General features: G+C 72.2%; 23 protein-coding genes and 1 riboswitch. Of the genes, 12 read left to right on the forward strand and 11 right to left on the reverse strand.

Annotated elements, in window-relative coordinates:
- Positions 1-10: 10 nt before the first annotated feature.
- On the forward strand, positions 11-1,219 hold the full coding sequence (locus BLT82_RS03170; protein WP_093652263.1) for a glutathionylspermidine synthase family protein: 1,209 nt from the start codon (positions 11-13) through the stop codon (positions 1,217-1,219).
- A 513-nt stretch (positions 1,220-1,732) separates the two neighbouring features.
- Here BLT82_RS03170 and rocD read toward each other — a convergent pair.
- Positions 1,733-2,941 (reverse strand): ornithine--oxo-acid transaminase, encoded by a 1,209-nt coding sequence (gene rocD / locus BLT82_RS03175; RefSeq protein ID WP_093652264.1) that lies wholly within the window; start codon positions 2,939-2,941, stop codon positions 1,733-1,735.
- Positions 2,942-3,148: 207 nt separating this feature from the next.
- Positions 3,149-3,239: riboswitch (ZMP/ZTP riboswitch) on the forward strand.
- Between the two features lie 30 nt (positions 3,240-3,269).
- Here rocD and BLT82_RS03180 point away from each other — a divergent pair.
- Positions 3,270-4,547, forward strand: a complete 1,278-nt coding sequence (locus tag BLT82_RS03180) for a serine hydroxymethyltransferase (RefSeq protein WP_093652265.1) — start codon at positions 3,270-3,272, stop codon at positions 4,545-4,547.
- 714 nt (positions 4,548-5,261) lie between these two features.
- Here BLT82_RS03180 and BLT82_RS03185 read toward each other — a convergent pair.
- Positions 5,262-5,852, reverse strand: a complete 591-nt coding sequence (locus BLT82_RS03185) for an RNA polymerase sigma factor (protein WP_093652657.1) — start codon at positions 5,850-5,852, stop codon at positions 5,262-5,264.
- A 74-nt stretch (positions 5,853-5,926) separates the two neighbouring features.
- Here BLT82_RS03185 and trpS point away from each other — a divergent pair, with 74 nt between their 5' ends.
- Complete coding sequence (gene trpS, locus BLT82_RS03190; RefSeq protein ID WP_093652656.1) at positions 5,927-6,940, forward strand: tryptophan--tRNA ligase; 1,014 nt, start codon at positions 5,927-5,929, stop codon at positions 6,938-6,940.
- 110 nt (positions 6,941-7,050) lie between these two features.
- On the forward strand, positions 7,051-7,638 hold the full coding sequence (locus BLT82_RS03195; RefSeq protein ID WP_093652266.1) for a 2'-5' RNA ligase family protein: 588 nt from the start codon (positions 7,051-7,053) through the stop codon (positions 7,636-7,638).
- A gap of 119 nt (positions 7,639-7,757) precedes the next feature.
- Here BLT82_RS03195 and BLT82_RS03200 read toward each other — a convergent pair whose 3' ends face one another.
- Positions 7,758-8,513 (reverse strand): decaprenylphospho-beta-D-erythro-pentofuranosid-2-ulose 2-reductase, encoded by a 756-nt coding sequence (locus BLT82_RS03200; protein ID WP_093652267.1) that lies wholly within the window; start codon positions 8,511-8,513, stop codon positions 7,758-7,760.
- Between the two features lie 42 nt (positions 8,514-8,555).
- Complete coding sequence (locus BLT82_RS03205) at positions 8,556-9,980, reverse strand: decaprenylphosphoryl-beta-D-ribose oxidase (RefSeq protein WP_244291809.1); 1,425 nt, start codon at positions 9,978-9,980, stop codon at positions 8,556-8,558.
- 316 nt (positions 9,981-10,296) lie between these two features.
- Here BLT82_RS03205 and BLT82_RS03210 point away from each other — a divergent pair, with 316 nt between their 5' ends.
- From BLT82_RS03210 to BLT82_RS03225, 4 genes are read left to right on the forward strand one after another with little or no spacing between them, the layout of a single operon-like run.
- Positions 10,297-10,818 (forward strand): phosphatase PAP2 family protein, encoded by a 522-nt coding sequence (locus BLT82_RS03210; protein WP_244291840.1) that lies wholly within the window; start codon positions 10,297-10,299, stop codon positions 10,816-10,818.
- Entirely contained in the window at positions 10,811-11,788 is a 978-nt protein-coding gene (locus BLT82_RS03215; RefSeq protein ID WP_093652269.1) for a decaprenyl-phosphate phosphoribosyltransferase, read from the forward strand. The genes BLT82_RS03210 and BLT82_RS03215 overlap by 8 nt, the downstream gene beginning before the upstream one ends.
- Positions 11,789-11,796: 8 nt before the next feature.
- The gene (locus BLT82_RS03220) at positions 11,797-12,279 is read left to right on the forward strand and encodes a GtrA family protein (protein ID WP_093652660.1); all 483 of its coding nucleotides are present in this window, start codon (positions 11,797-11,799) and stop codon (positions 12,277-12,279) included.
- Positions 12,267-13,187 carry a YihY/virulence factor BrkB family protein gene (locus BLT82_RS03225; RefSeq protein WP_093652270.1) on the forward strand — a complete coding sequence of 307 codons (921 nt, stop codon included), beginning with the start codon at positions 12,267-12,269 and terminating at the stop codon, positions 13,185-13,187. The genes BLT82_RS03220 and BLT82_RS03225 overlap by 13 nt, the downstream gene beginning before the upstream one ends.
- Here BLT82_RS03225 and BLT82_RS03230 read toward each other — a convergent pair.
- The gene (locus BLT82_RS03230; RefSeq protein WP_342029392.1) at positions 13,135-14,394 is read right to left on the reverse strand and encodes a D-alanyl-D-alanine carboxypeptidase family protein; all 1,260 of its coding nucleotides are present in this window, start codon (positions 14,392-14,394) and stop codon (positions 13,135-13,137) included. The genes BLT82_RS03225 and BLT82_RS03230 overlap by 53 nt on opposite strands.
- A 190-nt stretch (positions 14,395-14,584) precedes the next feature.
- Here BLT82_RS03230 and BLT82_RS37715 point away from each other — a divergent pair, with 190 nt between their 5' ends.
- From BLT82_RS37715 to BLT82_RS03245, 3 genes are all read left to right on the forward strand, one after another.
- Positions 14,585-14,830, forward strand: a complete 246-nt coding sequence (locus BLT82_RS37715) for an SCO4848 family membrane protein (RefSeq protein ID WP_093652271.1) — start codon at positions 14,585-14,587, stop codon at positions 14,828-14,830.
- 12 nt (positions 14,831-14,842) lie between these two features.
- Positions 14,843-16,330 carry a metallophosphoesterase gene (locus BLT82_RS03240; RefSeq protein ID WP_093652272.1) on the forward strand — a complete coding sequence of 496 codons (1,488 nt, stop codon included), beginning with the start codon at positions 14,843-14,845 and terminating at the stop codon, positions 16,328-16,330.
- A 99-nt stretch (positions 16,331-16,429) separates the two neighbouring features.
- Positions 16,430-17,980 carry an ABC transporter substrate-binding protein gene (locus BLT82_RS03245; protein ID WP_093652273.1) on the forward strand — a complete coding sequence of 517 codons (1,551 nt, stop codon included), beginning with the start codon at positions 16,430-16,432 and terminating at the stop codon, positions 17,978-17,980.
- Between the two features lie 52 nt (positions 17,981-18,032).
- Here the strand turns inward: BLT82_RS03245 and BLT82_RS03250 are convergent, their stop codons facing one another.
- Genes BLT82_RS03250 through BLT82_RS03260 form a run of 3 tightly spaced genes read right to left on the reverse strand, consistent with a single transcriptional unit; the run spans position 18,033 to position 19,732 of the window.
- A complete protein-coding gene (locus tag BLT82_RS03250) occupies positions 18,033-18,881 on the reverse strand; it encodes a TetR family transcriptional regulator (protein WP_093652274.1) in 849 nt (282 codons plus the stop codon).
- 11 nt (positions 18,882-18,892) lie between these two features.
- Positions 18,893-19,279, reverse strand: coding sequence for a thiol-disulfide oxidoreductase DCC family protein (locus BLT82_RS03255; protein ID WP_093652275.1), 387 nt, complete (start codon positions 19,277-19,279; stop codon positions 18,893-18,895).
- 18 nt (positions 19,280-19,297) lie between these two features.
- Complete coding sequence (locus BLT82_RS03260; RefSeq protein ID WP_093652276.1) at positions 19,298-19,732, reverse strand: hypothetical protein; 435 nt, start codon at positions 19,730-19,732, stop codon at positions 19,298-19,300.
- 136 nt (positions 19,733-19,868) lie between these two features.
- Here BLT82_RS03260 and BLT82_RS03265 point away from each other — a divergent pair, with 136 nt between their 5' ends.
- The gene (locus BLT82_RS03265) at positions 19,869-20,693 is read left to right on the forward strand and encodes an alpha/beta fold hydrolase (RefSeq protein ID WP_093652277.1); all 825 of its coding nucleotides are present in this window, start codon (positions 19,869-19,871) and stop codon (positions 20,691-20,693) included.
- 141 nt (positions 20,694-20,834) lie between these two features.
- On the opposite strand, the gene BLT82_RS03270 is transcribed toward BLT82_RS03265, so the two are convergent.
- The 3 genes from BLT82_RS03270 to sdhA all read right to left on the reverse strand — a co-directional run bounded on the left by BLT82_RS03270 (position 20,835) and on the right by sdhA (position 23,946).
- Complete coding sequence (locus tag BLT82_RS03270) at positions 20,835-21,302, reverse strand: hypothetical protein (protein ID WP_093652278.1); 468 nt, start codon at positions 21,300-21,302, stop codon at positions 20,835-20,837.
- 131 nt (positions 21,303-21,433) lie between these two features.
- A complete protein-coding gene (locus tag BLT82_RS03275; RefSeq protein ID WP_093652279.1) occupies positions 21,434-22,192 on the reverse strand; it encodes a succinate dehydrogenase iron-sulfur subunit in 759 nt (252 codons plus the stop codon).
- Positions 22,192-23,946 carry a succinate dehydrogenase flavoprotein subunit gene (sdhA, locus tag BLT82_RS03280; RefSeq protein ID WP_093652280.1) on the reverse strand — a complete coding sequence of 585 codons (1,755 nt, stop codon included), beginning with the start codon at positions 23,944-23,946 and terminating at the stop codon, positions 22,192-22,194. Before sdhA ends, BLT82_RS03275 begins: the two co-directional genes overlap by 1 nt.
- Between the last annotated feature and the right edge of the window lie 12 nt (positions 23,947-23,958).

Raw genomic sequence — 23,958 nt, forward strand, 5'->3', positions numbered from 1 at the left:
GCCCGGCGGCATGAAGCGGCACACCATCGAACCCCGCCCCGGCTGGCAGCAGATCGTCGAGGAGCAGGGTCTCGTCTATCCCCTCACCCGCCACCCGGACGGTTCCCTGCGGCCGTACTGGGACGAGAGCGCCTACTACGAGTTCTCGCTGCCCGAGGTCGAGGCGCTGGAGGAGGTCGTCGAGGAACTGCACGCCATGTGCCTCGCCGCCGCGGCCCACATCGTGGAGCACGACCGCTTCGGGGACCTCGGCATCACCGACCCCCGGCTGGCGCGCCTCGTCGCCCAGTCCTGGCAGCGGCGCGCGGAACTTCCCTCCCTGTACGGCCGGTTCGACCTGCGCTACGACGGCGCCGGACCGGCCAAGATGCTGGAGTACAACGCCGACACCCCCACCTCGCTGGTGGAGGCGGCCAGCCCCCAGTGGTTCTGGATGGAGGACCGCTTCCCCGGCGCCGACCAGTGGAACTCGCTGCACGAGCGCCTGGTCGACGCATGGCGGCGTCAGGCCCCGCTGCTGCCGCCCGGTCCGCTGCACTTCGTGCACTCCGACGGCGACGAACTGGGCGAGGACCTGATGACGGTCGCGTATCTGCGCGAGACCGCTCAGCAGGCCGGGCTGGCCACCGAGGCGTTGTCCGTGGAACGGATCGGCTGGGACAGGCTGTCGGGCCGTTTCGTGGACGAACGGCTCCGGTTCATCCGCAGCTGCTTCAAGCTGTACCCGTGGGAGTGGCTGACCACGGACGGTTTCGGCCCGTACGTCCTGGACACCCTGGACAACGGCGGAGGCACCGGCAGCACTTGCTGGATCGAACCCGCGTGGAAGATGCTGCTCTCCAACAAGGCGCTGCTCGCGGTGCTGTGGGAGCTCTACCCCGGGCACCCGAATCTGCTGCCCGCCTATCTCGACGGCCCGCGCGAACTCGCAGCCTCCACCGGCTGGGTCGCCAAACCGCTCCTGGGGCGCGAGGGCTCGGGCATCACGGTCCATGAGCCGGGGACGGCTCCCCAGGTGCGTGACGAGCCGTGCTGCTACCAGGAGCTGGCGCCGCTCCCCGATCTGGTGGCGCCCGGCGGCGATGGTTCCGGCGGCGGGAACCGGGTGGTGCTCGGCGCCTGGGTCGTCGAGAACGAGGCGGCCGGGCTGGGCATCCGCGAGTCCTCGGGACTGGTCACGGACGAGTACGCCCGCTTCCTGCCGCACGTGATCCTCTGAGGGCCGCCGGTCCTCCACGGCCGCTTCTCTCCCCCCGGCCTGTTTCTCCGCAGGCCCGGTCCTCCGGCGGCCTGTTCCCCAGCGGCTGATCCCCTGACGGGCGGCTCCCCGTGAGAAGGCGCCGGCGGCGGCCGGTTCCCCCGACGCGCCGCCGTGAGACCGGCCGTTGGCCGCCCGGGTCCCGAGTCCGGCCCGAGTCCCGACTCCGGCGTGAGTCCGGCCCCAGCCCGGGCCGCGCGCCCTGCCGCCTCTGAGCCCGGGCCGTGAGTCCTGCATCTGAGCCCGGCCCGACTCGGCCCGGCCCGAGCCCGGCCCGACTCGGTGGCCCACCGGCCCCGGGCCGGCGGGTGGCAGTGACGCGTCCGCGCCGGCCGAGCGTGGCGGTGCCGGCCCGGCCGGTGCCGGCCCGGATCACCGCCCGTCGCTCACGGCCGGGTCATTCCGCGCCCTTCCGAACACCCCTCCCCGGCGCCCCTCCCGGATCGCGTTCCGGGCTCCGCTCCCGCGCGCCGCTCACTCGTCCGCCAGCACCGCGCGCAGTTGGTCGAGGCCCCAGTCGAGGTCCTCCTTGCTGATCACCAGCGGCGGCGCGATCCGGATCGTCGAGCCGTGGGTGTCCTTGACCAGGACGCCGCGGTCCATGAGCTTCTCGGAGATCTCGCGGCCCGTGCCGTGCGAGGCGGCGATGTCGACCCCGGCCCACAGCCCGCGTCCGCGCACCGCCTCCACCGCGCCACCGCCCACCAGCAGCCCGAGTTCGTGGTGCAGGTGGTCGCCCAGCTCGCTCGCCCGCTGCTGGAACTCGCCGGTCCGCAGCATCGCGACCACCTCCAGCGCCACCGCGCAGGCCAGTGGGTTGCCGCCGAACGTCGAGCCGTGCTCACCCGGCCGGTAGACCCCGAGCACCTCGGAGGAGGACACCACCGCCGACACCGGGACGACACCGCCCCCGAGGGCCTTGCCGAGGACGTACATGTCGGGTACGACGCCCTCGTGCTCGCAGGCGAAGGTGCGTCCCGTGCGGCCGAGGCCCGACTGGATCTCGTCGGCGATGAACAGCACGTTCCGCTCGCGGGTCAGCTGCCGCACCCCGGCGAGGTAGCCGGCCGGCGGCACCAGAACCCCGGCCTCGCCCTGGATCGGCTCCAGCAGCACCGCCACCGTGTTTGCGCTGCACGCGGCCTGCAGGGCCGTGAGATCGCCGTACGGCACGATCTCGAAACCCGGCGTGTACGGACCGAAGTCGGCCCGGGCCTCCGCGTCCGTGGAGAAGCTGACGATCGTCGTCGTACGGCCGTGGAAGTTGTTCGCCGCGACGACGATCTTGGCCTGGCCGGGCGGGACGCCCTTGACCTTGTAGCCCCACTTGCGGGCGGTCTTCACGGCGGTCTCCACCGCTTCCGCCCCGGTGTTCATGGGCAGCACCATCTCCATGCCGCACAGCTCGGCGAGCTGGGTGCAGAAGTCGGCGAACCGGTCGTGGTGGAACGCCCGCGAAGTCAGCGTCACCCGCTCCAGCTGGGCCTTCGCGGCGTCGATCAGGCGCCGGTTGCCATGGCCGAAGTTGAGCGCCGAGTACCCGGCGAGCATGTCGAGGAAGCGGCGGCCCTCGACGTCCGTCATCCACGCGCCGTCGGCCGTCGCGACGACGACGGGCAGCGGGTGGTAGTTGTGGGCGCTGTGCGCCTCCGCGGAGGCGATGGCTCTCTCCGTTGCAGACACGGGGTCTCCGTTCGTACTGCGGCGTGGGTCCACTGCGGCGTGGGTCGCCCGATCGGACCAGGGCCGGGTGCGTGCCCCTTTCTATCGTCGCTCGGTCACCGGGTGAAGAAACATCGGGCTTCCGGTGCGGTTCGCCGGAGAGCTTCCCGTTTCCCGGCCGTTCGCGCACCCGTGGCCGGGCCCGGGTGCACCACCAGTAGGGTGGGCGGTACGCACGGCGACTGGCGTACGCGGAACGAACCGCGGGGGAGCCGTGTGCGGCAGAACCTGCGAGGTGCCGCCCGCCTGGGCACCCGGGACGCACCCGCCATCTGCCCCGGAGGACGCCATGACCGTTCCCGCCACGCCCGACCGCCGTCCCGCGCTCACCGCCGCCGATCCCGAACTGGCCGCGCTCGTGGGCGCCGAGGAGCGGCTGCAGGCCGACACCCTGCGGCTCATCCCCAGCGAGAACTACGTCTCCCAGGCGGTGCTGGAAGCCTCCGGCACCGTCCTGCAGAACAAGTACAGCGAGGGCTACCCCGGGCGGCGCTACTACGAGGGCCAGCAGAACATCGACCAGGTCGAGCTGCTCGCCGTCGCCCGCGCCAAGTCCCTCTTCGGCGTCGAGCACGCCAATGTCCAGCCCTACTCCGGGTCCCCGGCCAATCTGGCGGTCTACCTCGCCTTCGCCGAGCCCGGCGACACCGTGATGGGCATGGCCCTCCCCATGGGCGGCCACCTCACCCACGGCTGGGGCGTCTCCGCCACCGGCAAGTGGTTCCGCGGCGTCCAGTACGGCGTCCGGGAGGACACCGGTCTCATCGACTACGACGAGGTGCGTGAACTCGCCCTCAAGGAGCGGCCGAAGGTCATCTTCTGCGGCGGCACGGCCCTGCCCCGCACCATCGACTTCGGCGCGTTCGGAGAGATCGCCCGCGAGGCCGGTGCCGTGCTCGTCGCCGACGTGGCGCACATCGCCGGCCTGATCGCCGGCGGCGCCCATCCCTCGCCGGTCCCGCACGCGGACGTGGTCTCCACGACCACCCACAAGACGCTGCGCGGTCCTCGGGGCGCCATGCTGATGTGCCGCGATGAGCACGCCAAGGCCATCGACAAGGCCGTCTTCCCCGGCCTCCAGGGCGGGCCGCACAACCAGACCACCGCCGCCATCGCCGTCGCCCTGCACGAGGCGGCGCAGCCCTCCTTCCGCGACTACGCCCACGGTGTCGTCGCCAACGCCAGGGCCCTTGCCGAGGCCCTGCTCGCCCGCGGCTTCGAGCTGGTCTCCGGCGGCACCGACAACCACCTCGTGCTGATCGACCTCACCTCCAGGGAGGTCCCGGGCAAGGTCGCGGCACAGGCCCTGGACCGGGCCGGGATCGTGGTCAACTACAACACCGTGCCCTACGACCCGCGCAAGCCGTTCGACCCCTCCGGCATCCGCATCGGCACGCCCTCCCTGACCTCCCGCGGCCTCACCGCGGAGCACATGCCGGCCGTCGCCGGCTGGATCGACCGTGGAGTGGCCGCCGCCCGCAACGGCGACGAGGACGCGCTGGCCACGATCCGGGCCGAGGTCGGCGACCTGATGGCCGCGTTCCCTGCCCCGGGCCTGCCGGCCTGACCCGACCGGGTCTGCCGGTTCGAGCCGGCGCCGGGACCCGCCCCCGCGCGCGCCGTCCGGCCCGTCCCGGCTGGCACCGACGGGGGCGTGGCCTCCCGACGGGCGGGCATCGCCTCCGCCTACGGATCCGGAAAGCCGCTGCCGCGGCCCCGGTCCCCGTCCCCGGCGCCCCCCGGCCCCCGCGGTGGGGGAGGCGGGCGGCGAGGGGCCGCAGGGCAGCGCCGAGAACCGCCCCCGCGGCTGGACACCGGTATGGCCCCCCAGTCGCCGGTGCCGCCCGGCAGCCGGCGCCGCACCGGACCGGGGTGACGCGGTGCCGCCGCCGTCCTCCCACGGCGACCCCGGCGGGACGGCGACGCCCTGCCCGCCGCTCCTCCCGCCCATCACCCCGAGCTTCCGCAGCAGCGCCGTCAGCTCCCGCGGGGCCGCGGCCCCGTGCCAGAACCTGTCGTACGACTCCGGGAGTCCTCTCGCCGTGTGGATCCCCACCGTGCGCCCGTCCTCCGAGGGGTAGACGCGGTCCAGCCGCCAGGGCGTGTTGTCGCGCAACATCCAGACCATGTTGATCCGGATCACTCCCGTCACCCGGTCCAGGCGCGGCGGGCGGTCCTGCGCCGGCGGCGACGGCCCCGTCGTCGAGCAGCGAGGACGGCCGACGGTATTCCGCCGACGAGCCGTACAGCCCCGTCGCCTCACCGCACTCCGGGGACACCCTCAGCACGCTCGCCGGGCCGCCCGCGACCGCGCCCGGGGCGAGGAACAGACCCGCACCCAGGGCGATGGCTCCGGCAGCGCCAGAAGTGCGGCGACTCGTCCCTCCAGCTCCAGCAGATAGCGGTGGATCACGACCTGCCGATGCTCCTCGCCCAGCTCGTCCAGAGCGGCGAGCAGCGGCCCGCGCCGCTCGCCCGCCACCGCCGCGACCACGGGGTCGGCCGCATCCGGTATCAGCATCTCCGCACCGCCCGGCAGGCTCGCCTCCCGCCCGGCGAGCTCACGCATCCGCACCGCCGACCGCACTGTGTTCCTCGTCTCATCGACGACGATCCGCAGCAGCCACGGCCGGAAGGGCGAGCCTTCCCGGAACCGGCCCAGAGACCGGTACGCCTTGAAGAAGGCGGACTGCACCACGTCCTCCGCGTCCGACCCGGCACCGCAGGCCACCGCCGCACGCAGTGCCACCGGTGTGTACGCGCGCACCGGCTCCGCATACGCCTCGGGCTCCCCGGAACGCACGCGCGCGATCACCGCTGCCTCGTCGACGACGGTCAGAGTGCGGTCCCCCTCCAGGGTCCCCTCCCGCATGCCCACACCGCTGATACACCGCGCGTCGGCGATCGGTTCCCGACCTGTCGGCGCCACCTGAGAGAATGCTGAGCATGGCCTCTGAACGTCCTCGTGTGCTCTCGGGAATCCAGCCCACCGCCGGCTCGTTCCACCTCGGCAACTATCTCGGCGCGGTGCGCCAGTGGGTCGCCCTCCAGGAGACCCACGACGCCTTCTACATGGTGGTCGACCTGCACGCGATCACGGTCCCGCAGGACCCGGCCGAGCTGCGCGCCAACACCCGCCTGGCAGCGGCCCAGCTGCTCGCCGCGGGCCTCGACCCGGAGCGCTGCACGCTGTTCGTCCAGAGCCATGTGCCCGAGCATGCCCAGCTCGGCTGGGTCATGAACTGCCTCACCGGCTTCGGCGAGGCCTCGCGCATGACGCAGTTCAAGGACAAGTCCGCCAAGCAGGGCGCCGAGCGGGCCACCGTCGGCCTCTTCACGTACCCGATCCTCCAGGTCGCCGACATCCTGCTGTACCAGGCGGACCAGGTGCCGGTCGGCGAGGACCAGCGGCAGCACATCGAGCTCACCCGTGATCTCGCCGAGCGCTTCAACGGACGTTTCGGCCGGACGTTCACGCTCCCGGCGCCGTACATCCTGAAGGAGACGGCGAAGATCTACGACCTGCAGGACCCGCAGATCAAGATGAGCAAGTCGGCGTCCACCCCCAAGGGCCTGATCAATCTCCTCGACGAGCCGAAGGCGACCGCGAAGAAGGTCAAGAGCGCCGTCACGGACACCGACACGGTCATCCGCTTCGACCCGGCCGGGAAGCCCGGCGTCAGCAATCTGCTCACAATCCTGTCCACCCTCACCGGCACGGGCGTCGCGGAACTGGAGCAGGGGTACGAGGGCAAGGGCTACGGCGCGCTCAAGACCGACCTCGCCGAGGTCATGGTCGACTTCGTCACCCCTTTCCGGGCCCGCACCCAGGAGTTCCTGGACGACCCGGAGACGCTGGACTCCCTGCTGGCCAAGGGAGCGGAGAAGGCCCGCGCGGTCGCCGCGGAGACACTCGCGCAGACGTACGACCGGGTGGGATTCCTGCCCGCCAAGCACTGAGGCCGCGGGTTCCGCAGGGCACCGGGGCAAAGGGCCCTGGCGGGACCACGGCCGCAGGCGTCACACTGGCGCCTGCGCAGACCACCGAGAATCCGGATGAGGAGGACGACGTGGGGACCGTAACGCTCGGCGTTTCGATCGCGGTCCCGGAGCCCTACGGCAGCCTGCTCCAGGAGCGGCGCGCGGGCTTCGGGGATCCCGCAGCGCACGGCATCCCCACGCATGTGACCCTGCTCCCGCCCACCGAGGCCGACGAGTCGGTCCTGCCCGAGGTGGAGGAGCATCTGACGAGGGTCGCGGCCGCGGGCCGGGCGTTCCCCATGCGGCTGTCCGGCACCGGCACGTTCCGCCCGCTGTCGCCCGTGGTGTTCGTCAAGGTGGTGGAGGGCGCCGCGGCCTGCACCGAGCTCCAGCAGCGGGTGCGGGACGACTCGGGGCCGCTCGTGCGTGAGCTGCAGTGGCCCTACCACCCGCACGTGACCGTCGCACACGGCATCGCCGAGGAGGCGATGGACCGGGCGTACGAGGAGCTGGCCGGCTACGAGGCCGCGTGGAACTGCACCTCCTTCGCCCTCTACGAGCAGGGCGCGGACGGGGTGTGGCGCAAGCTGCGCGAGTACGCGTTCGGCGGCGGTCCCGTGCCGGGCGTCCCGCCGCAGAGCGCCCCGGTCGACGAACCGGCCGCCACGCACCACTGACGCCGGAGCCGCCCCGCACCGCGGATCCCGCGGGCGGGACGGCCCGGATCAAGGCGCCCGGGAAGGGGCGGTCCCGGCCGGGGCGACGTCCCTCCGAGGCCCGCGGTGCCGCTGACGGCTCAGACCGGAAGCCGGCGGAACAACGGCCGTGGGACGTGCCGCAGAGCCGACATCACCACCCGCAGCACGCCCGGAACCCACACGGTCTCGGAGCGCCGCCGCAGCCCTTTCTCGATGGCCTGTGCCACCTGGTCGGGCGTTGTGGCCAGAGGCGCCTCCACCAGCCCCGCCGTCATCTTCGACCGCACGAACCCCGGCCTGACGACCATCACGTGCACCCCCGTGCCGTGCAGGGCGTCGCCGAGCCCCTGGGCGAAGGTGTCGAGCCCCGCCTTGCTGGAGCCGTAGATGAAGTTGGCCCGCCGGGCCCGCTCGCCCGCCACCGACGACAGCACGACGAGCGAGCCGTGCCCCTGCGCCTGCAGTGCGCCCGCGCAGATCAGCCCGGAGGACACCGCCCCGGTGTAGTTGGTCTGGGCGACGCGGACCGCCGCGAGCGGCCTGGCCTCGTCGTGCGCCTGATCGCCCAGGACACCGAAGGCGAGCAGCACCATGTCGATGTCGCCCTCGGCGAAGACCTTGCCGAGGACCTCCTCGTGACCGCTGGGGTCCAGGGCGTCGAAGGGCACGGTGCGTACGTCCGCGCCGAGTTCGCGCAGTCCGTCGGCGGCGGAGTCCAGCGCGGGGGAGGGGCGGCCGGCGAGCCAGACCGTACGGGTACGGCGGGCCACCAGCCGGCGCGCCGTGGCCAGGCCGATCTCCGACGTACCGCCGAGGACGAGCAGGGTCTGGGGAGTGCCGAAAGCGTCCTTCATGGTGCGTGCTCCTTCGTCACATTGGTGCTGGGCCGGCCGAGGTCACAGGGAGAGCCGGCGGGACAGGTCGGACACGAACACCCCGCGCGGGTCGAGCCGTGCGCGCAGCGCCCGGAAGCGGTCGAGGCCCGGGTACATCACGGTCAGCAACTCCGGCCGCAGCCGGGAGTCCTTGGCCAGATAGACCCGCCCGCCCGCGTCGGCCACCACCTGGTCGAGCCCGTCCAGGAACGTGCCGAGGCCGGGCAGCCCGGCCGGTACGTCCAGGGCGAGCGTCCAGCCGGGCATCGGGAACGACAGCCAGCCCGGGTCGCCCTCGCCGAACCTCTTCAGCACGGCGAGGAACGAGGGGCATCGCTGCCGGGAGACGCGCCGTACGACCTCGCGCAGCGCCTCCTCCTGTCCGTGGCCGACCACGAACTGGTACTGGACGAAGCCGCTGCGGCCGTAGACGCGGTTCCAGTGCGGAACTCCGTCGAGCGGATGGAAGAAGGCCGGGATGCTCTGCAGCTGCCCGCGGCGTGCGCGCGGAGCGCGGCGGTACCAGACCTCGTTGAAGAGGGACACGGAGGCGCGGCCGAGCAGCCCTTCGGGCACGAAGCCGGGCGGGGAGAAGAGCTGCCGGGGTCGGAAGTCCAGTGGCCGGCGCCGTGCGCGCACCGGGAGCGCGTCGAGCGGCGCGTGCTCCCCGCGGGTGAGCACCGCGCGACCCGTCGCCGCGCCGCGCGCGAGCAGGTCGATCCACGCGACCGAATACCGGCGTCGGTCTTGTGCGGCGGTCAGACGGGACATCAGGTCGTCGAGGTCGGTGGCGCGTTCGGTGTCCACCGACATCAGCGAGGTCTCGACGGGGTGCAGCCGAATCGTGGCGGAGAGGACCACGCCGGTCAGGCCCATGCCCCCGGCCGTCGCGTCGAAGAGCTCGGTGCCGGGGACCACCGTGCGCACCTCGCCGTCGGCGGTCAGCAGTTCCAGCGAGAGCACATGGCGGGAGAACGAGCCCGACACATGGTGGTTCTTGCCGTGGATGTCGGCGCCGATGGCCCCGCCGACCGTGACGTAGCGGGTGCCGGGCGTGACCGGCACGAACCAGCCGAGGGGCAGCAGCACCTCCATCAGCCGGTGGAGGCTGACGCCCGCGTCGCACACGACGACGCCGCCCTCGGCGTCGATGGTGCGGACGCGGTCCAGCCCGGTCATGTCGAGTACGGCCCCGCCGGCGTTCTGCGCCGCGTCACCGTAGGCCCGGCCCAGCCCGCGGGCGATGGTGCCGCGGCTGCCGCACCGGTGCACGGCCGCCACGGCCTCCTCGTGCGTACGGGGACGGACCAGCAGCGCCACGGAGGGCGCGGTGCGCCCCCAGCCGGTCACCGGCACCGGCAGGTCCTCGTCCGGGTCGGAACGGGTCGCGGGCGGGGGCGGGGCGGTGTGCTCGGCGGGGGCGACGGGGGCGCACTCGGCAGACATGCGCGCGACGGTATCGCCAGCTATAGGTGATTTGCGCTCAATATCCCTGACTCGCCGAAACGGGTGATTAAACGAGTGTCACAAAATATGACCGCAAATTTCGGCCTCGCGTTGAGAAGAGTCGCTCCTGGTTCATCGAAAGGGGCGGCAGATGCGAGACGCCGAAGGGGCACCCCGGCGGGACCCGCAGGACCGGCGGGCCACGCACGGCCCGGGTGACCCGCACGACCCGCCGTACCGGGGCCGTCCGCCGGACCCCCGGCACGGGCACGGGTACAGGCACGGACGAGCGGGCTGGACCGCCGCCGAGCGGCGGATGCTGGCAGTGCTGCGCGGCTGCGGCGACGAGCCCCGGGTGGCCGCGGCGGCCCGTGCGCTCTCGCACGGAGGCGAGCACGGCGCGCTCTGGCTCGGGGCGGGCCTGGTCTGCGCGGTGGCCGACCGGGAGCGGCGTGAGGGCTGGCTGCGCGGCACCGCGCTGATCGCCGCCGCCCACCTGGCCAGCATGGGCGTCAAACGCGTGGTGCGCCGCCCCCGGCCCCTGCTGCCCACGGGCGAGCCGCTCGTACGCACCGCGGGGCGCCACTCCTTCCCCAGTTCGCACGCCACCTCGGCCGCCGCCGCCGCCGTGGCCTTCGGGGTGCTGCGCCCGGCGGGCCGCGTGGTGGTCCCGCCGCTCGCCGCGGCCATGTGCGTCTCCCGCCTGGTCGCCGGGGTCCACTACCCCACCGACGTGGCCGCCGGGGCGCTGCTCGGCGGGCTGCTGGCACGCGGCGGAGCCGCCTGGCTGCGGGCCGGGGGCGGCGGGCACCGGGACGGCGGAGGACGCCGTGTCTGAGCGCAGCACCGCGCTGCTGGAGCAGCCGGGAGAGCCCGAACGGCCGTCGCCGCCGCCGGGCGGGGGCGTCCGCGCGCGCCGGCGTCCGCTGCGCCTGCCGATCGGTCTCGTCAGGACGGCCAGACCACGCCAGTGGATCAAGAACGTGCTGGTCGGAGCGGCTCCCGCCGCGGCCGGGGAGCTGGTGTCCCGGCAGACCGCCCTGCAACTCGGCGTCGTCTTCGTGCTGTTCACGGCTGCCGCCGCTGCCGTCTACCTGATCAACGACGCACGGGACGCGGAGGCCGACCGCGCGCATCCCGTGAAGTGCCGGCGGCCGGTGGCCCGCGGGGACGTGCCGGTACCCGTCGCCTACACCGCGGGGGTGCTGCTCGCCGTCGCCTCGACCGCCGCGGCGGCCGTCCTCTGCAACGCCATGACGGCCGCGCTGCTGACGGCGTACGTGGTGATGCAGGTGGCCTACTGCGTCCGGCTCAAGCACGTCCTCGTGGTCGATCTGGCCGTCGTCACCACCGGGTTCCTGATGCGCGCCATGATCGGCGGGGTCGCGCTGTCCATTCCGCTCTCCCGCTGGTTCCTGATCACCACCGGCTTCGGAGCGCTCTTCATGGTGGCCGCCAAGCGCTACTCGGAAGCCGTCGAGATGGAGGGCTCGGACGGTGCGACCCGCGCCCTGCTCACCTCGTACACGACCGGCTACCTTCGCTTCGTGTGGCAACTCGCGGCCGGTGTCGCGGTCCTCGGCTACTGCCTCTGGGCCCTGGAGGGCGGCGGCACCGCCGACGGCGCGCTGCTGCCGTGGCGCCAGCTCTCGATGATCGCGTTCATCCTGGCCGTCCTGCGGTACGCGGTGTTCGCCGACCGGGGTGCCGCGGGCGCCCCCGAGGACGTGGTCCTGCGCGACCGGCCGCTCGCCGTCATCGGACTGGCCTGGCTGGCGATCTACGGAATGGCGGTCGCGGACCTGTGACCGAGCCGCTGCACCGGCCCCTCCTCCGTCGGCGGGCCCGGGCCTGCGGGCCGGACGGGCGGGAACTCGTCTCGTTCCTGCTGGTCGGATGCTGCGCCTACGCCGTCGACCTCGCGCTCTTCGCGGTCCTGCGCGGCGCCCTCGGCTGGGAGCCGCTGACCGCGAAGGCCCTGTCCTTCCTCGCCGGCTCCGGCGTGGCCTACCTGGGGAACGCGCTGGGCACCTACGGCGGCCGCGGGCGCGCCCGGCGGGTCTCCTGGCGGGACTGCTGCGCCTTCTTCGGGGTCAACGCGGCCGGCGCCCTCGTCCAGCTGCTCTGCCTCGCCGTCTCCCACCACGTCCTCGGCTTCACCTCGGCCCGTGCCGACACCGTGTCAGGACTGGGCGTAGGCATGGTCCTCGCGACCTGTCTGCGCTTCTGGGGCACGCGAACGCTCGTCTTCGGATCAACTGCGCCGACCGGGGGAAGGCGTAGGCCATGGACTGGCTGACCCGGCTTCCCGTCATCGGACCGCTCGTACGACGGCTGATGCGGACGCACGCATGGCGCTCGTACGAGAAGCTCGACGAGGCGCGCTGGACCAGGCTGGCAGCGGCGATCACCTTCATCAGCTTCCTCGCGCTGTTCCCGCTGATCACCGTCGCCGCCGCGATCGGTGCCGCGCTGGTCAGCAAGGAGCGGCTGAAGTCGCTGGAGGGCAAGCTGACCGAGCAGGTGCCGGGCATCTCCGACCAGGTCGATCTCGGCGCGCTGGTGGACAACGCCGGCACCGTCGGACTGATCGCCGGTGCGCTGCTGCTGCTCGCCGGCATCGGCTGGGTCGGCTCGATGCGGGAGTGCCTGAGGGTCGTCTGGGGCCTCGACGACAAGGAGGACGGCAACCCGGTCGTCCGCAAGGGCAAGGACGCCGTGGTCCTGCTCGGCCTCGGAGCCGTCGTGCTGGCCTCGTTCGCCGCGTCGGCGCTCGGGTCCAGCGCCGTAGGCTGGACCGCCGACCAGATCGGTATCGACCGGGGCGGGGCGGGCGGTGTGCTGCTGCGGACCGCCGCCCTCGCCATCGCGGTCGTCGCCGACTTCCTGATGCTGCTGTACGTCCTGACGCTGCTGCCCGGCGTCCATCCCCCGCGCCGCCGGCTGTTCGTGGCGGCGCTGATCGGGGCGATCGGCTTCGAACTGCTGAAGCTGCTGCTCAGCGGCTACATCTCCGGGGTGGCGGCGAACTCGATGTACGGCGCGTTCGGCGTGCCCGTCGCCCTGCTGCTGTGGATCAACTTCACCGCGAAGCTGCTGCTGTACTGCGCCGCCTGGACGGCCACGGACAGCGGCTCCGACGCCGGGGAACCCGTCAGCGGCGCGGCAGACGACGGACCAGATCGGGCAGCGGCCAGCGCCGGTTGACCAGGAACCCGGCGACCGCGAGCAGCACCAGCGCGACGATGGCAACCGAGACCGCGACGCCGGCGCCGGTGGTCTGGCCGGTACCCGCGGCGGACGCCTTGTCCGGGCCGTGCCGGTTCTTCTTGCCCTCCTCGCCGGCCGGCGAGGAGGCGTCGGAACCGTCCGACGAGCCCGTGTCCGCCGACCTCGGCGGCACCAGCTCCCCGACCGGCTCCACCTTGCCGGCCGCGGCGAAGCCCCAGTCGAGCAGCCGGGCGGTCTCCTTGTAGACCGCGTGGACCTCCTTCGACGACGGGTTCATGACCGTGACCAGGAGCACCTTGCCGTTGCGCTCGGCCACCCCGGTGAAGGTGGAGCCGGCGTGCGTGGTGTTGCCGTTCTTCACCCCCGCGATGCCCTGGTAGGGGGCGACGCCGGACTCGCCGGTGAGCAGCCGGTTGGTGTTCTGGATCTGGAACGACTCGCGCTTCTTGCCCGGCTTCTGCTCGCCCGGGAACTGGGCGCGGGGAGTGGCGCAGTACTCCCGGAAGTCCTTCTTCTGCAGACCGCTCCGGGCGATCAGGGTCAGGTCGTACGCGCTCGACACCTGGCCCTTCTCGTCGTACCCGTCCGGGGTGACGACACGGGTGTCGAGGGCCTGGAGCTCCTCCGCGTGCTCCTGCATCTCCTGCACGGTCCGGGGGATGCCGCCGTTCATCTCGGACAGCACGTGGACCGCGTCGTTCCCCGAGCGGAGGAACACCCCGAGCCACAGGTCGTGGACGGAGTAGGTCTGGCTCTCCTTGATGCCGACGAGGCTGCTGCCCACGCCGACGCCGTCCAGCTCGCTGCGGGTGACCGTGTGCTTCTGGTCCTTGGACAGCTTGGGCAGCACCGTGTCGGCGAAGAGCATCTTCAGCGTGGAGGCGGGAGGCAGGCGCCAGTGCGCGTTGTGCGCGGCCAGCACCTCGCCGCTCTCGGCGTCCGCGACGATCCAGGACCTGCCCGTCACGTCCTTGGGCAGGACGGGGGCGCCCGCCGCGAGCTTGACCTGGGTGCCGGGCCTGCCGAGCTGCGCGCCGCCGACGGTGGACATCACCGACGGGGGCTTGGGAGCCTTCTCGTCCCGAGTGTCGGCCTTGGCCGCGGCGGCCGCGGGCACGGCGGTGAGCGCGGGCAGCAACGCGGCGGCGGCGAACGTCAATGCGGTTTTCGTCAAAGCAGACACGGACGAGAACGTACATGGAGTCCGCGACCGCTCCGACACCGGCCGGGTGACCCGCCGCGAGCTCCGCCGGTACAGCCCAGCTCCGCCAGTTGCGGACTCCGCGGCTCCGGATTCCGCGGGCGCGGACCCCGAGTCCGGTGTCACCGGACCCCGCCGCTCCGGGGCAGTGGACTGCGGCGATACTGAGTCCATGAAGCTCAGTCGCCCCGTCTCCTGGTTCCTGCTCGCGTTCGGGGTGTGGAGCTGGGTCATCTGGGTCACTTTCGTCAAGAACCTGTGGCAGGACGCCAGCGGGCTCGCCTTCGACGACGCCGGTGACCCGACTGCGTACTTCTGGGTCCATCTGCTGCTCGCCGTCACGTCCCTGCTCCTGGGGACGGCCGTCGGGGTCATCGGGTTGCGTGGCGTACGCGCTTTGCGCCGCGGCCGCGAATAGGGGAACGGTGCCGTGCTCGTCGTCCTGCTTGTGATCGCCGTCGTCGTCACCCTGCTGGTGACGGTGCACTGGTACATCTGGCGGCGCCTCGTCCGCGACACGACGGCCGGGCCCGGCGCGGCCCGCCGCGCGGGCACGGCGGCCGTGATCGTGCTGCCGCTGCTCACCGTCGGCGCGTTCGTGACCAGCCGGACCGACGCACCCTTCCGGCTCCAGCAGACCTTCGCCTGGCCGGGCTACCTCTGGCTCGCCGTGCTGCTGTACCTGACGCTCGCCCTGGTCGCGGGCGAGGCCGTCCGCCCCCTCCTGCGCCGCGTCCTGGACCGCCGGGCGGCGGCCCGTCCGGTTCCCGGGGCACCGCTCGCCGCCGCCACGGCGACGGACCCTGCGGCCGAGGCCCCGGCGAACACCGCTCCCGACGCGAACGAACCGTCGGCCGGAGGCACGGCACCACCCGGCTCCGCGACCGCCGCCGCAGCCGGCTCCGCGACGGCCGTGGCCCCCGCTCCGCCCGCCGCCGCCCAGGGAGCCGCGGCGACCGCGGTCGCCGCGCCGGCCGAGGAGATCCCCGGCGCCACCGCCCGCCACGGCGACGGGCCGGGCCCCGAGGAACCCGGTGCCGCTGAGGCTCCGGTGGCCGACGGCTCGCCCGAGGGCGGGCGCCCCACGGGCGCCATCTCGCGCAGGCTGTTCGTGGCGCGGATCGTCGGCGGGGCCGCCGCGGCCGCGGCCGCGGGGACCGTCGGGCACGGGACGTACGGCGTCCTCCGCGGACCGAGCGTCAAGCGCGTCACCGTGCCGCTCGCGAAGCTCGCCCGCGGCACGCACGGCTACCGGATCGCGGTCGTCAGCGACATCCACCTCGGGCCCGTGCTGGGCCGCGCCCACACACAGCGGATCGTGGACGCGATCAACGCCACGCAGCCCGACCTCGTCGCCGTCGTCGGCGACCTCGTCGACGGCAGCGTCGCCGACCTCGGCAGCGCGGCCGAACCCCTCGCACAGCTCCGTGCGCGCGACGGCTCGTTCTTCGTCACCGGCAACCACGAGTACTTCTCCGGCGCCGACGCCTGGGTCGACCACGTGCGCGAGCTCGGTCTGACCCCGCTGCGCAACGACCGCGTCGAGATCGCCGGCTTCGACCTGGCCGGGGTCGACGACGTCGCGGGCGAGCGGGAGGGCCAGGGACCGGACTTCGTCCGGGCGCTCGGCGACCGCGACCGCGGCCGTGCCTCGGTGCTCCTCGCCCACCAGCCCGTCGTCATCCACGAGGCCGTGCGCCATGGAGTGGACCTCCAGCTGTCCGGCCACACCCACGGCGGTCAGCTCTGGCCCGCCAACTACATCGCGGACCTGGCCAATCCGACCCTCGAGGGTCTGGAGCGGTACGGCGACACCCAGCTCTACGTCTCGCGCGGCGCCGGAGCGTGGGGCCCGCCGGTGCGGGTCGGCGCCCCGTCCGACATCACCGTGGTGGAACTCGCCTCCCGCGAAACCTGACGGTTACCGGGAGTTGAGGGATTTCCCCTTCGGCCGTGCACCCCGTGTGATTGGCTGATCGCATCACGAACAGGGGTGGGCGTGAAGGGGATTCGGGCTATGCCTTCGATCCGGCTGCGGATTTTCGTGACGTGTCTCGTCCTGCTGGTGGCCGGAGTCGGCGCCTGGCGGCTGGTTCCCTCGGAGGACCCGCGGACGCCGATCACCGTGGGGACGACCGATGTGGTCACCTCACTGGATCCGGCGGGGGCGTACGACGCCGGGTCCTGGGCGCTCTACGGCAACGTCTTCCAGTCGCTGCTGACCTTCCGGCCCGGCGCGGCCACGCCCGTCCCCGACGCCGCGGAGAGCTGCGCCTTCACGGGGCTGAACCTGCAGACGTACCGCTGCGAGCTCCGCGAGGACCTCACGTTCGGCAACGGCCGCAAGGTCACGGCCGAGGACGTCAAGTACTCCTTCGACCGGGTGCTCAGGATCAAGTCGGACGTCGGGCCGCGGACCCTGTTCACCACCCTCAGGTCCGTCACGGCCAGGGGCCGCAGCGTGATCTTCAACCTCGGCTCCCGGGACGCGACCTTCCCGCACAAGATCGCCACGGGGGCCGGCTCGATCGTCGACCGCACGGTGTACCCGGCGGACTCGCTCCGCCAGGGCGGCACCGTGGACGGGTCCGGCCCCTACCTGCTCGGGAAGTACAGCCCCGGCGTCAGTGCCACGCTCAGGCCCAACCCCGGCTACCGGGGCGCGGTCACCAAGCGCGGCGGGCCCGTCGTGATCCGCTACTTCGAGGGTTCCGAGCAGCTCGCGGCGGCCTGGAAGGACCGGAGCATCGACGTCACCCACCGCCAGCTGCCTCCCTCGGTGATCGCCGGCCTGGAGAACAGCAAGGAGCCGGTGCGCATCGACGAGGCCGACAGCTCCGAGATCCGCAACCTCGTCTTCAACGTCCGCAAGGGCGAACCCTTCGCGAAGAAGTCCGTGCGGCGGGCGGTCGCCGCCGTCGTCGACCGCGCAGCCATCGCCACCACGGTCCACAAGGCCACGGTCGAACCGCTCTACTCCCTCGTCCCCCAGGGCATCAGCGGGCACAGCACCTCCTTCTTCGACGCCTATCCGCAGCCGGACGCGGAGCTGGCCGCGGAACTTCTGGAGAAGGCCGGTGTGGAGACACCGGTGCGCTTCACCCTCGCCCACCGGGACGACAGTGCCGCGGCCGCGGAGGCCACCGAGCTGCGCAGGCAGCTCGAGCGCACCGGGCTGTTCGAGGTGCGGGTGACCGCCGCGGAATGGCAGACCTTCCAGAAGGGGTACGCGGCCGGAAGGTACGACGCGTACACCGTCGGCTGGCTGCCGGACTTCCCGGACCCCGACAACTTCGTCCAGCCGCTGGTCGGCCGGGACTCCACCCTGCGCTCCGGCTACCGGAGCACGCTGGTCGACCGGCTGATCCAGTCCACCCGGCAGTACGGCGACCGGGGGCGGGCGTCCAGGGACTTCCGGTCGATCCAGAACGCGGTCGCGGAGGACGTCCCCCTCGTACCGCTGTGGCAGAAGAAGGACTACGTGCTCAGCAGTGAGGACGTCACCGGTTCCCAGTACCTGTCGGACGGCACCGGGATCTGGCGGCTGTGGGAGCTCGCCTGGCTGTGAGCCCCGCGGGGCCGGGCGGGCCGCACGGACGGCGCCGGCCCGGCAGGCGGGTTCACGCCGTCGGCCCGCGCCCCCGGCGGCGGCCCCTGCCGCTGCCGCCGTTCGGGCCTTCGTGCTCGTCGCCTCCCCGGCCGGCGTCCGCGGCGGAGGCCTTGCGGCCCGCCGCCCGCTCGGGCCTGCCCGAGGCGGCCATGCCCGCGGCCGTCGGCATGAAGTCCCGCAGCAGCTCGTGGGTCTCCTGCACGAGGGGGCGCAGGATGCGGAACCGGGAGAGCGAGATCGCCCGGGCGGTGACGGGTGCGAGCCGCTCCACCAGGCGGCGGCTGTTGGCACAGCCCTCGGAGCGGTCGTACACCCAGAACAGCACGAGCCCCATCTGCTGGAGCCAGAGCAACCGCGGGAGCGCGTCGGCCAGTTCGGGGTCGACCTTGACGGAGGCCCCGGACAGCACCCGCCGGTGGACGTCGATGGCCGCCTCCCGGGGGCCTTCCGACTCGGGGGAGAAAGGACTGAGCGGACTGTCCGGGTCGGCCGCGTTCTTGAAGAACTGGGCCGCGAACTCGTGGTACGGCTCGGCGATGTCCAGCCAGCCGAGCAGGACCCCCCGGACACGTGCCGCGAGGTCCTTCTCGCCGCCGTCCAGGACCTCCGCGACGGCCGCCTGGTGCTGCTCGGCGATCCGGTCGTAGAAGCCCTGGACGAGGTGTTCCTTGGAGGAGAAGTAGTAGTAGGCGTTTCCCACGGAGACCCCGGCCTCCTGGGCGATGGCCCGCATCGTCGTCTTGTCGTAGCCGCGTTCCTGGAAGAGCCGGAGGGCGGTCTCGAGGATGAGGGTGCGGGTCTGCTCGCTCTTCGCGGGCTTTCCGGCCTGGTCCTGCTTCTCGTCCGTCACGTCGTTCACGGTCAGCGAGCCTAGCCGGGCGGGACCGGGACCTCGCACCGCCCTTCGCAGGAGGCGGCCGTGAGCTCGCGGTATTTCGCCGCGGCGAGGACCGTTACCTTGGCGAAGGGCTGCCCTGCGGGGGTGCTCAGCCAGTGGGCCTTGGGCCGGTGCTCGGCCAGCGCCCAGAGACAGACGATCCAGGCGGCGGTGGACCGGTAGACCTGGCCCCGGTCGCCGACCACCGTGATCTCCCGCAGGGTGCTCTCGTGGTGGAGAGCCGGGAAGCGGCGCTCGGCCTCCTCGGACGCCGCCGGGACGAGGTCCAGCGGGACGAGCTGCCGCTGCCGCAGCAGCCAGTGGCGCAGATGGACGCAGAGCGGGCACTGCGCGTCGTACAGCACCGTCAGCCGCTTCACGGGGACTCCCACGGCCGTTCACGCACCCGTCGCGGGCGTGGCCCAGGGACCCTTGTCGGCCGGTCCGGTCCAGCCCTGCGGCGGGACGGGCGGGGTCTGCTCCCGCTCCATCACGCCGCGGCGGCGGATCTTGTTGAGCACATAGACGTTGGCCAGGTGCATCACTCCGAGGACGAGCAGGACGACTCCGAGCTTCACCGAGAGCGCCTCGAACAGCCGGCGGGCGTCGGCCACGGCGTCGTCCTGGCTGAGGTACAGCGCGACGAAGCCGAAGTTGACGAGGTAGAAGCCCACCACCAGCAGGTGGTTGACGGCGTCCGCGAGCTTCTCGTTCCCGTGCAGGACGTCGGAGAGGAAGATCCGTCCGTTCCGGCTGAGCGTGCGGGCCACCCAGATGGTGAGCGCCACGCTGATCAGCAGGTAGGCGACGTACGCGACAACAGTGAGGTCCATTTCCCCACCCTCCCTTGAACACGTTCAAAAGGTCTTGTCCAGGACTGTAGTCCTCTTCTTGAACGTGTTCAAGACGAATCCGGGGTGGTCGGAAATCGATGGGCGCCACCCGCAATCGGCCCGTAGAGTCGGCCGGATGACGATTGCTCACGATGTGGCGGGGGACGGCCCCGCGGTGGTGCTCCTGCATTCCTCGGTCTGCGACCGCCGGATGTGGGACGAACAGCGGGACGCGCTGACCGGCGCCGGGTACCGCGTCGTACGCCCCGACTTCCGGGGCTTCGGCGGCACACCTGCCGAAGCCGTGCACCCCTACAGCGACGAGGACGACGTCCTCGCCCTCCTGGACGAGCTCGGGATCGAGCGCGCGGCCTTCGTCGGGGCCTCGTACGGAGGCGGCGTCGCGGTCGGGATCGCCGCGCGGCGACCCGAGCGCGTGACGGCGCTCGCCCTGCTCTGTGCCGCGCTGCCCGGCCACGAACCGGGGCCCGGCCTGCTGGCCTTCGACCGGAAGGAGGACGAACTCGTGGAGGCCGGCGACCTCGACGCCGCCGTCGAGCTGAACGTCGCCACCTGGCTCGGTCCGGAGGCCGGAGAGCCCGTGCGGGAGCGCGTGCGAGCCATGCAGCGGCACGCCTTCGACGTGCAGCTCGCGGCGGACGCCGAGGCGGAGAGGGCGGGACTGGAGCCGGTGGAAGGCGACGATCCGCAGGTCGACCCGGGCGCGGTCACGGCCCCCGCCCTCGTGGTGTCGGGCGCTCACGACCTCGACGACTTCAAGGCCATGGCCGCCCGGTTCGCCGAGCTGATCCCGGGGGCACGCGCCGTGGAGCTCCCCTGGGCGGGGCACCTCCCCTCACTGGAGCGGCCGGCCGAAGTGACGGACCTGCTCCGGGACTTCCTGCGCGACAGCGGAGTCCTCCGGGAGGGCGGCGCAGCGCCGGTGTCACCCGCCCCCTGACGGCCCCTGGCCGCTGGACCGGTCCCGCCCCGGCCCTCCCGGTCCGGGGCGGGCGCCCGAAGGCCCGCAAGGGTCCCGTGGAGCCGGCGCCGCCGCTCCGCACGCCGGCCGGTACGGGACGGACCCGGGCCGGAGGGCGGGTCAGGCGCTCAGGGAGCGGGCGTAGTTGACCCGGTCCATGACCCAGTACAGGGTGTCCGGGCCGGTCGCCGGGATCAGCGTCGTGTGATGGCGGCCGCCGCTGCTGACACCGACCTGGATGTAGCCGGTCGTCCGCCGCTCCTTCATGAGCAGGAAGAGCAGGCCGAGGAGGCAGAAGACCGCGAACACGACCGCGAGCACGACGCCGGTCGTGGGGATCCTCTCCTCCGTCCGGGACATGTCCGTCACGTTCCACACCGCCCCCTTGAGGGGCAGCGTCCCGTTCGGGGTCACGATGGAGTCCTGGAGGACGACGATGTCGCCGACCGCCAGCAGGGGGACTCCGGGGCCGCCCAGCGGTGCGAGCGGCGCTGGGGCGAAGCGGTGTCCGTACTCCGGTGCGCCCGGGGGCTCCGCCGGGCCCCACTGGTAGTCGCCGCCGTCCTGGTAGGGGTTCGGCTGGTTCATCGGTCCCCGCTCTCGCATGACAGAAGCTGGCACGGCACAAGCCCGCCCGAAGCGAACGCACAGGGCAAGGGCCCGTTCCCGTACGGCGAGCGTACAGAAACGGGCCCTTGACGGAGCGTCTGACTCTTCGCTCAGAAGCGGCGGGTGATCAGCGCGCGCTTGACCTCCTGGATCGCCTTCGTGACCTCGATGCCACGCGGGCAGGCGTCCGTGCAGTTGAACGTCGTGCGGCAACGCCACACGCCGTCCTTGTCGTTGAGGATCTCCAGGCGCTGCTCGCCCGCCTCGTCGCGCGAGTCGAAGATGAAGCGGTGCGCGTTGACGATCGCCGCCGGGCCGAAGTACTGCCCGTCGTTCCAGAACACCGGGCAGGACGACGTGCACGCGGCGCACAGGATGCACTTGGTGGTGTCGTCGAAGCGCTCGCGGTCCTCGGCCGACTGCAGCCGCTCGCGCGTGGGCTCGTTGCCCTTGGTGACCAGGAACGGCATGACGTCCCGGTACGCCTGGAAGAACGGCTCCATGTCCACGACCAGGTCCTTGAGGACCGTCAGGCCCTTGATGGCCTCGATCGTGATGGGCTTATCCGGGTTGATGTCCTTGATCAGCGTCTTGCAGGCGAGCCTGTTCTTGCCGTTGATCCGCATCGCGTCGGAGCCGCAGATGCCGTGCGCGCAGGAGCGGCGGAAGGTCAGCGAGCCGTCGACGTCCCACTTGATCTTGTGGAGACCGTCGAGCACGCGCTCCTTCGGGTCGATCTCGATCTGGAAGTCCTCCCAGACCGCCGCGTCCGAGATCTCGGGGTTGAAGCGGCGGATCCGGAAGGTGACCGTGATGTAGGGGGAGGAGACGGCCTCCGCCTCCACCTTGTCCATGGTCGGGGTAGCCATCAGTACTTACGCTCCATCGGCTGGTAGCGGGTCTGGACGACGGGCTTGTAGTCGAGACGCACGGTCTCGGTCCCGTCGGCGCCGACCTCGCGGTACGCCATGGTGTGGCGCATGAAGTTGACGTCGTCGCGGTTCGGGAAGTCCTCGCGGTAGTGACCGCCGCGGGACTCCTTTCGGGCCAGGGCGGAGACGGCCATGACCTCGGCCAGGTCGAGCAGGTTGCCCAGCTCGACGGCCTCCAGCAGATCCGTGTTGAACCGCTTGCCCTTGTCCTGGACGGACACGTTCTTGTAGCGCGCGCGCAGCTCGGCGATCTTCTCGACGGCCGTCTTGATGGTCTGCTCCGTACGGAACACCATCACGTTGGCGTCCATCGTCTCCTGCAGCTCGCGGCGCAGTTCGGCGACCCGCTCGCCACCGGTGGAGTTGCGCAGGCGCTCGACCTGCTCCTCCACGAAGGCGGCCGGGTTCTCCGGCAGTTCGACCCAGTCGGCCTTCGCCGAGTACTCGGCGGCGGCGATGCCGGCGCGCTTGCCGAAGACGTTGATGTCGAGGAGCGAGTTGGTGCCGAGGCGGTTGGCGCCGTGCACCGACACGCAGGCGACCTCACCCGCGGCGTACAGACCGGGCACGACGGTGGTGTTGTCCGCCAGGACCTCACCCTCGACGTTGGTCGGGATGCCGCCCATCGCGTAGTGCGCGGTCGGCTGGATCGGGATCGGGTCCGTGTAGGGCTCGATGCCGAGGTACGTGCGCGCGAACTCGGTGATGTCCGGGAGCTTGGCGTCCAGCTGCTCCGGCGGGAGGTGCGTCAGGTCCAGGTAGACGTGGTCGCCCTCGGGACCGCAGCCGCGGCCCTCGCGGATCTCCGTGTAGATGGAGCGGGAGACGACGTCACGCGAGGCGAGGTCCTTCATGACGGGCGCGTACTTCTCCATGAAGCGCTCGCCGTCCTTGTTGCGGAGGATGCCGCCCTCGCCGCGGGCGCCCTCGGTGAGGAGGATGCCCATGCGCCAGATGCCCGTCGGGTGGAACTGGAAGAACTCCATGTCCTCCAGCGGCAGTCCGCGCCGGTAGCAGGCCGCCTGGCCGTCACCGGTGAGGGTGTGCGCGTTCGAGGTCACCTTGAAGAACTTGCCGGTGCCGCCGGACGCGTAGATGACGGACTTCGCCTGGAAGACGTGGATCTCGCCGGTGGCCAGCTCGTAGGCGACCACGCCGGCCGACTTCCTGACGCCGTCGACCTCGGTGATCAGCTGGTCGAGGACGTAGAACTCGTTGAAGAACTCCACGCCCTCCTTGACGCAGTTCTGGTACAGCGTCTGGAGGATCATGTGGCCGGTGCGGTCCGCGGCGTAGCAGGACCGGCGGACCGGGGCCTCGCCGTGGTTGCGCGAGTGGCCGCCGAAGCGGCGCTGGTCGATGGTGCCCTGCGGCGTCCGGTTGAACGGCAGGCCCATCTTCTCCAGGTCGAGGACGGCGTCGATGGCCTCCTTCGCCAGGATCTCGGCGGCGTCCTGGTCGACCAGGTAGTCACCGCCCTTGACCGTGTCGAAGGTGTGCCACTCCCAGTTGTCCTCCTCCACGTTCGCCAGCGCGGCGGCCATGCCGCCCTGCGCGGCGCCCGTGTGGGAGCGGGTGGGGTACAGCTTCGTGAGCACGGCGGTACGGCTGCGCTTCGTCGACTCGATGGCGGCGCGCATGCCGGCGCCGCCGGCGCCGACGATGACGGTGTCGTACTTGTGAATCTTCATGGTGTGGAACCT

Origin of the sequence: Streptomyces wuyuanensis, assembly GCF_900103455.1 — a bacterium.
In the GTDB taxonomy this organism is placed as follows: Bacteria; Actinomycetota; Actinomycetes; order Streptomycetales; family Streptomycetaceae; genus Streptomyces; species Streptomyces wuyuanensis.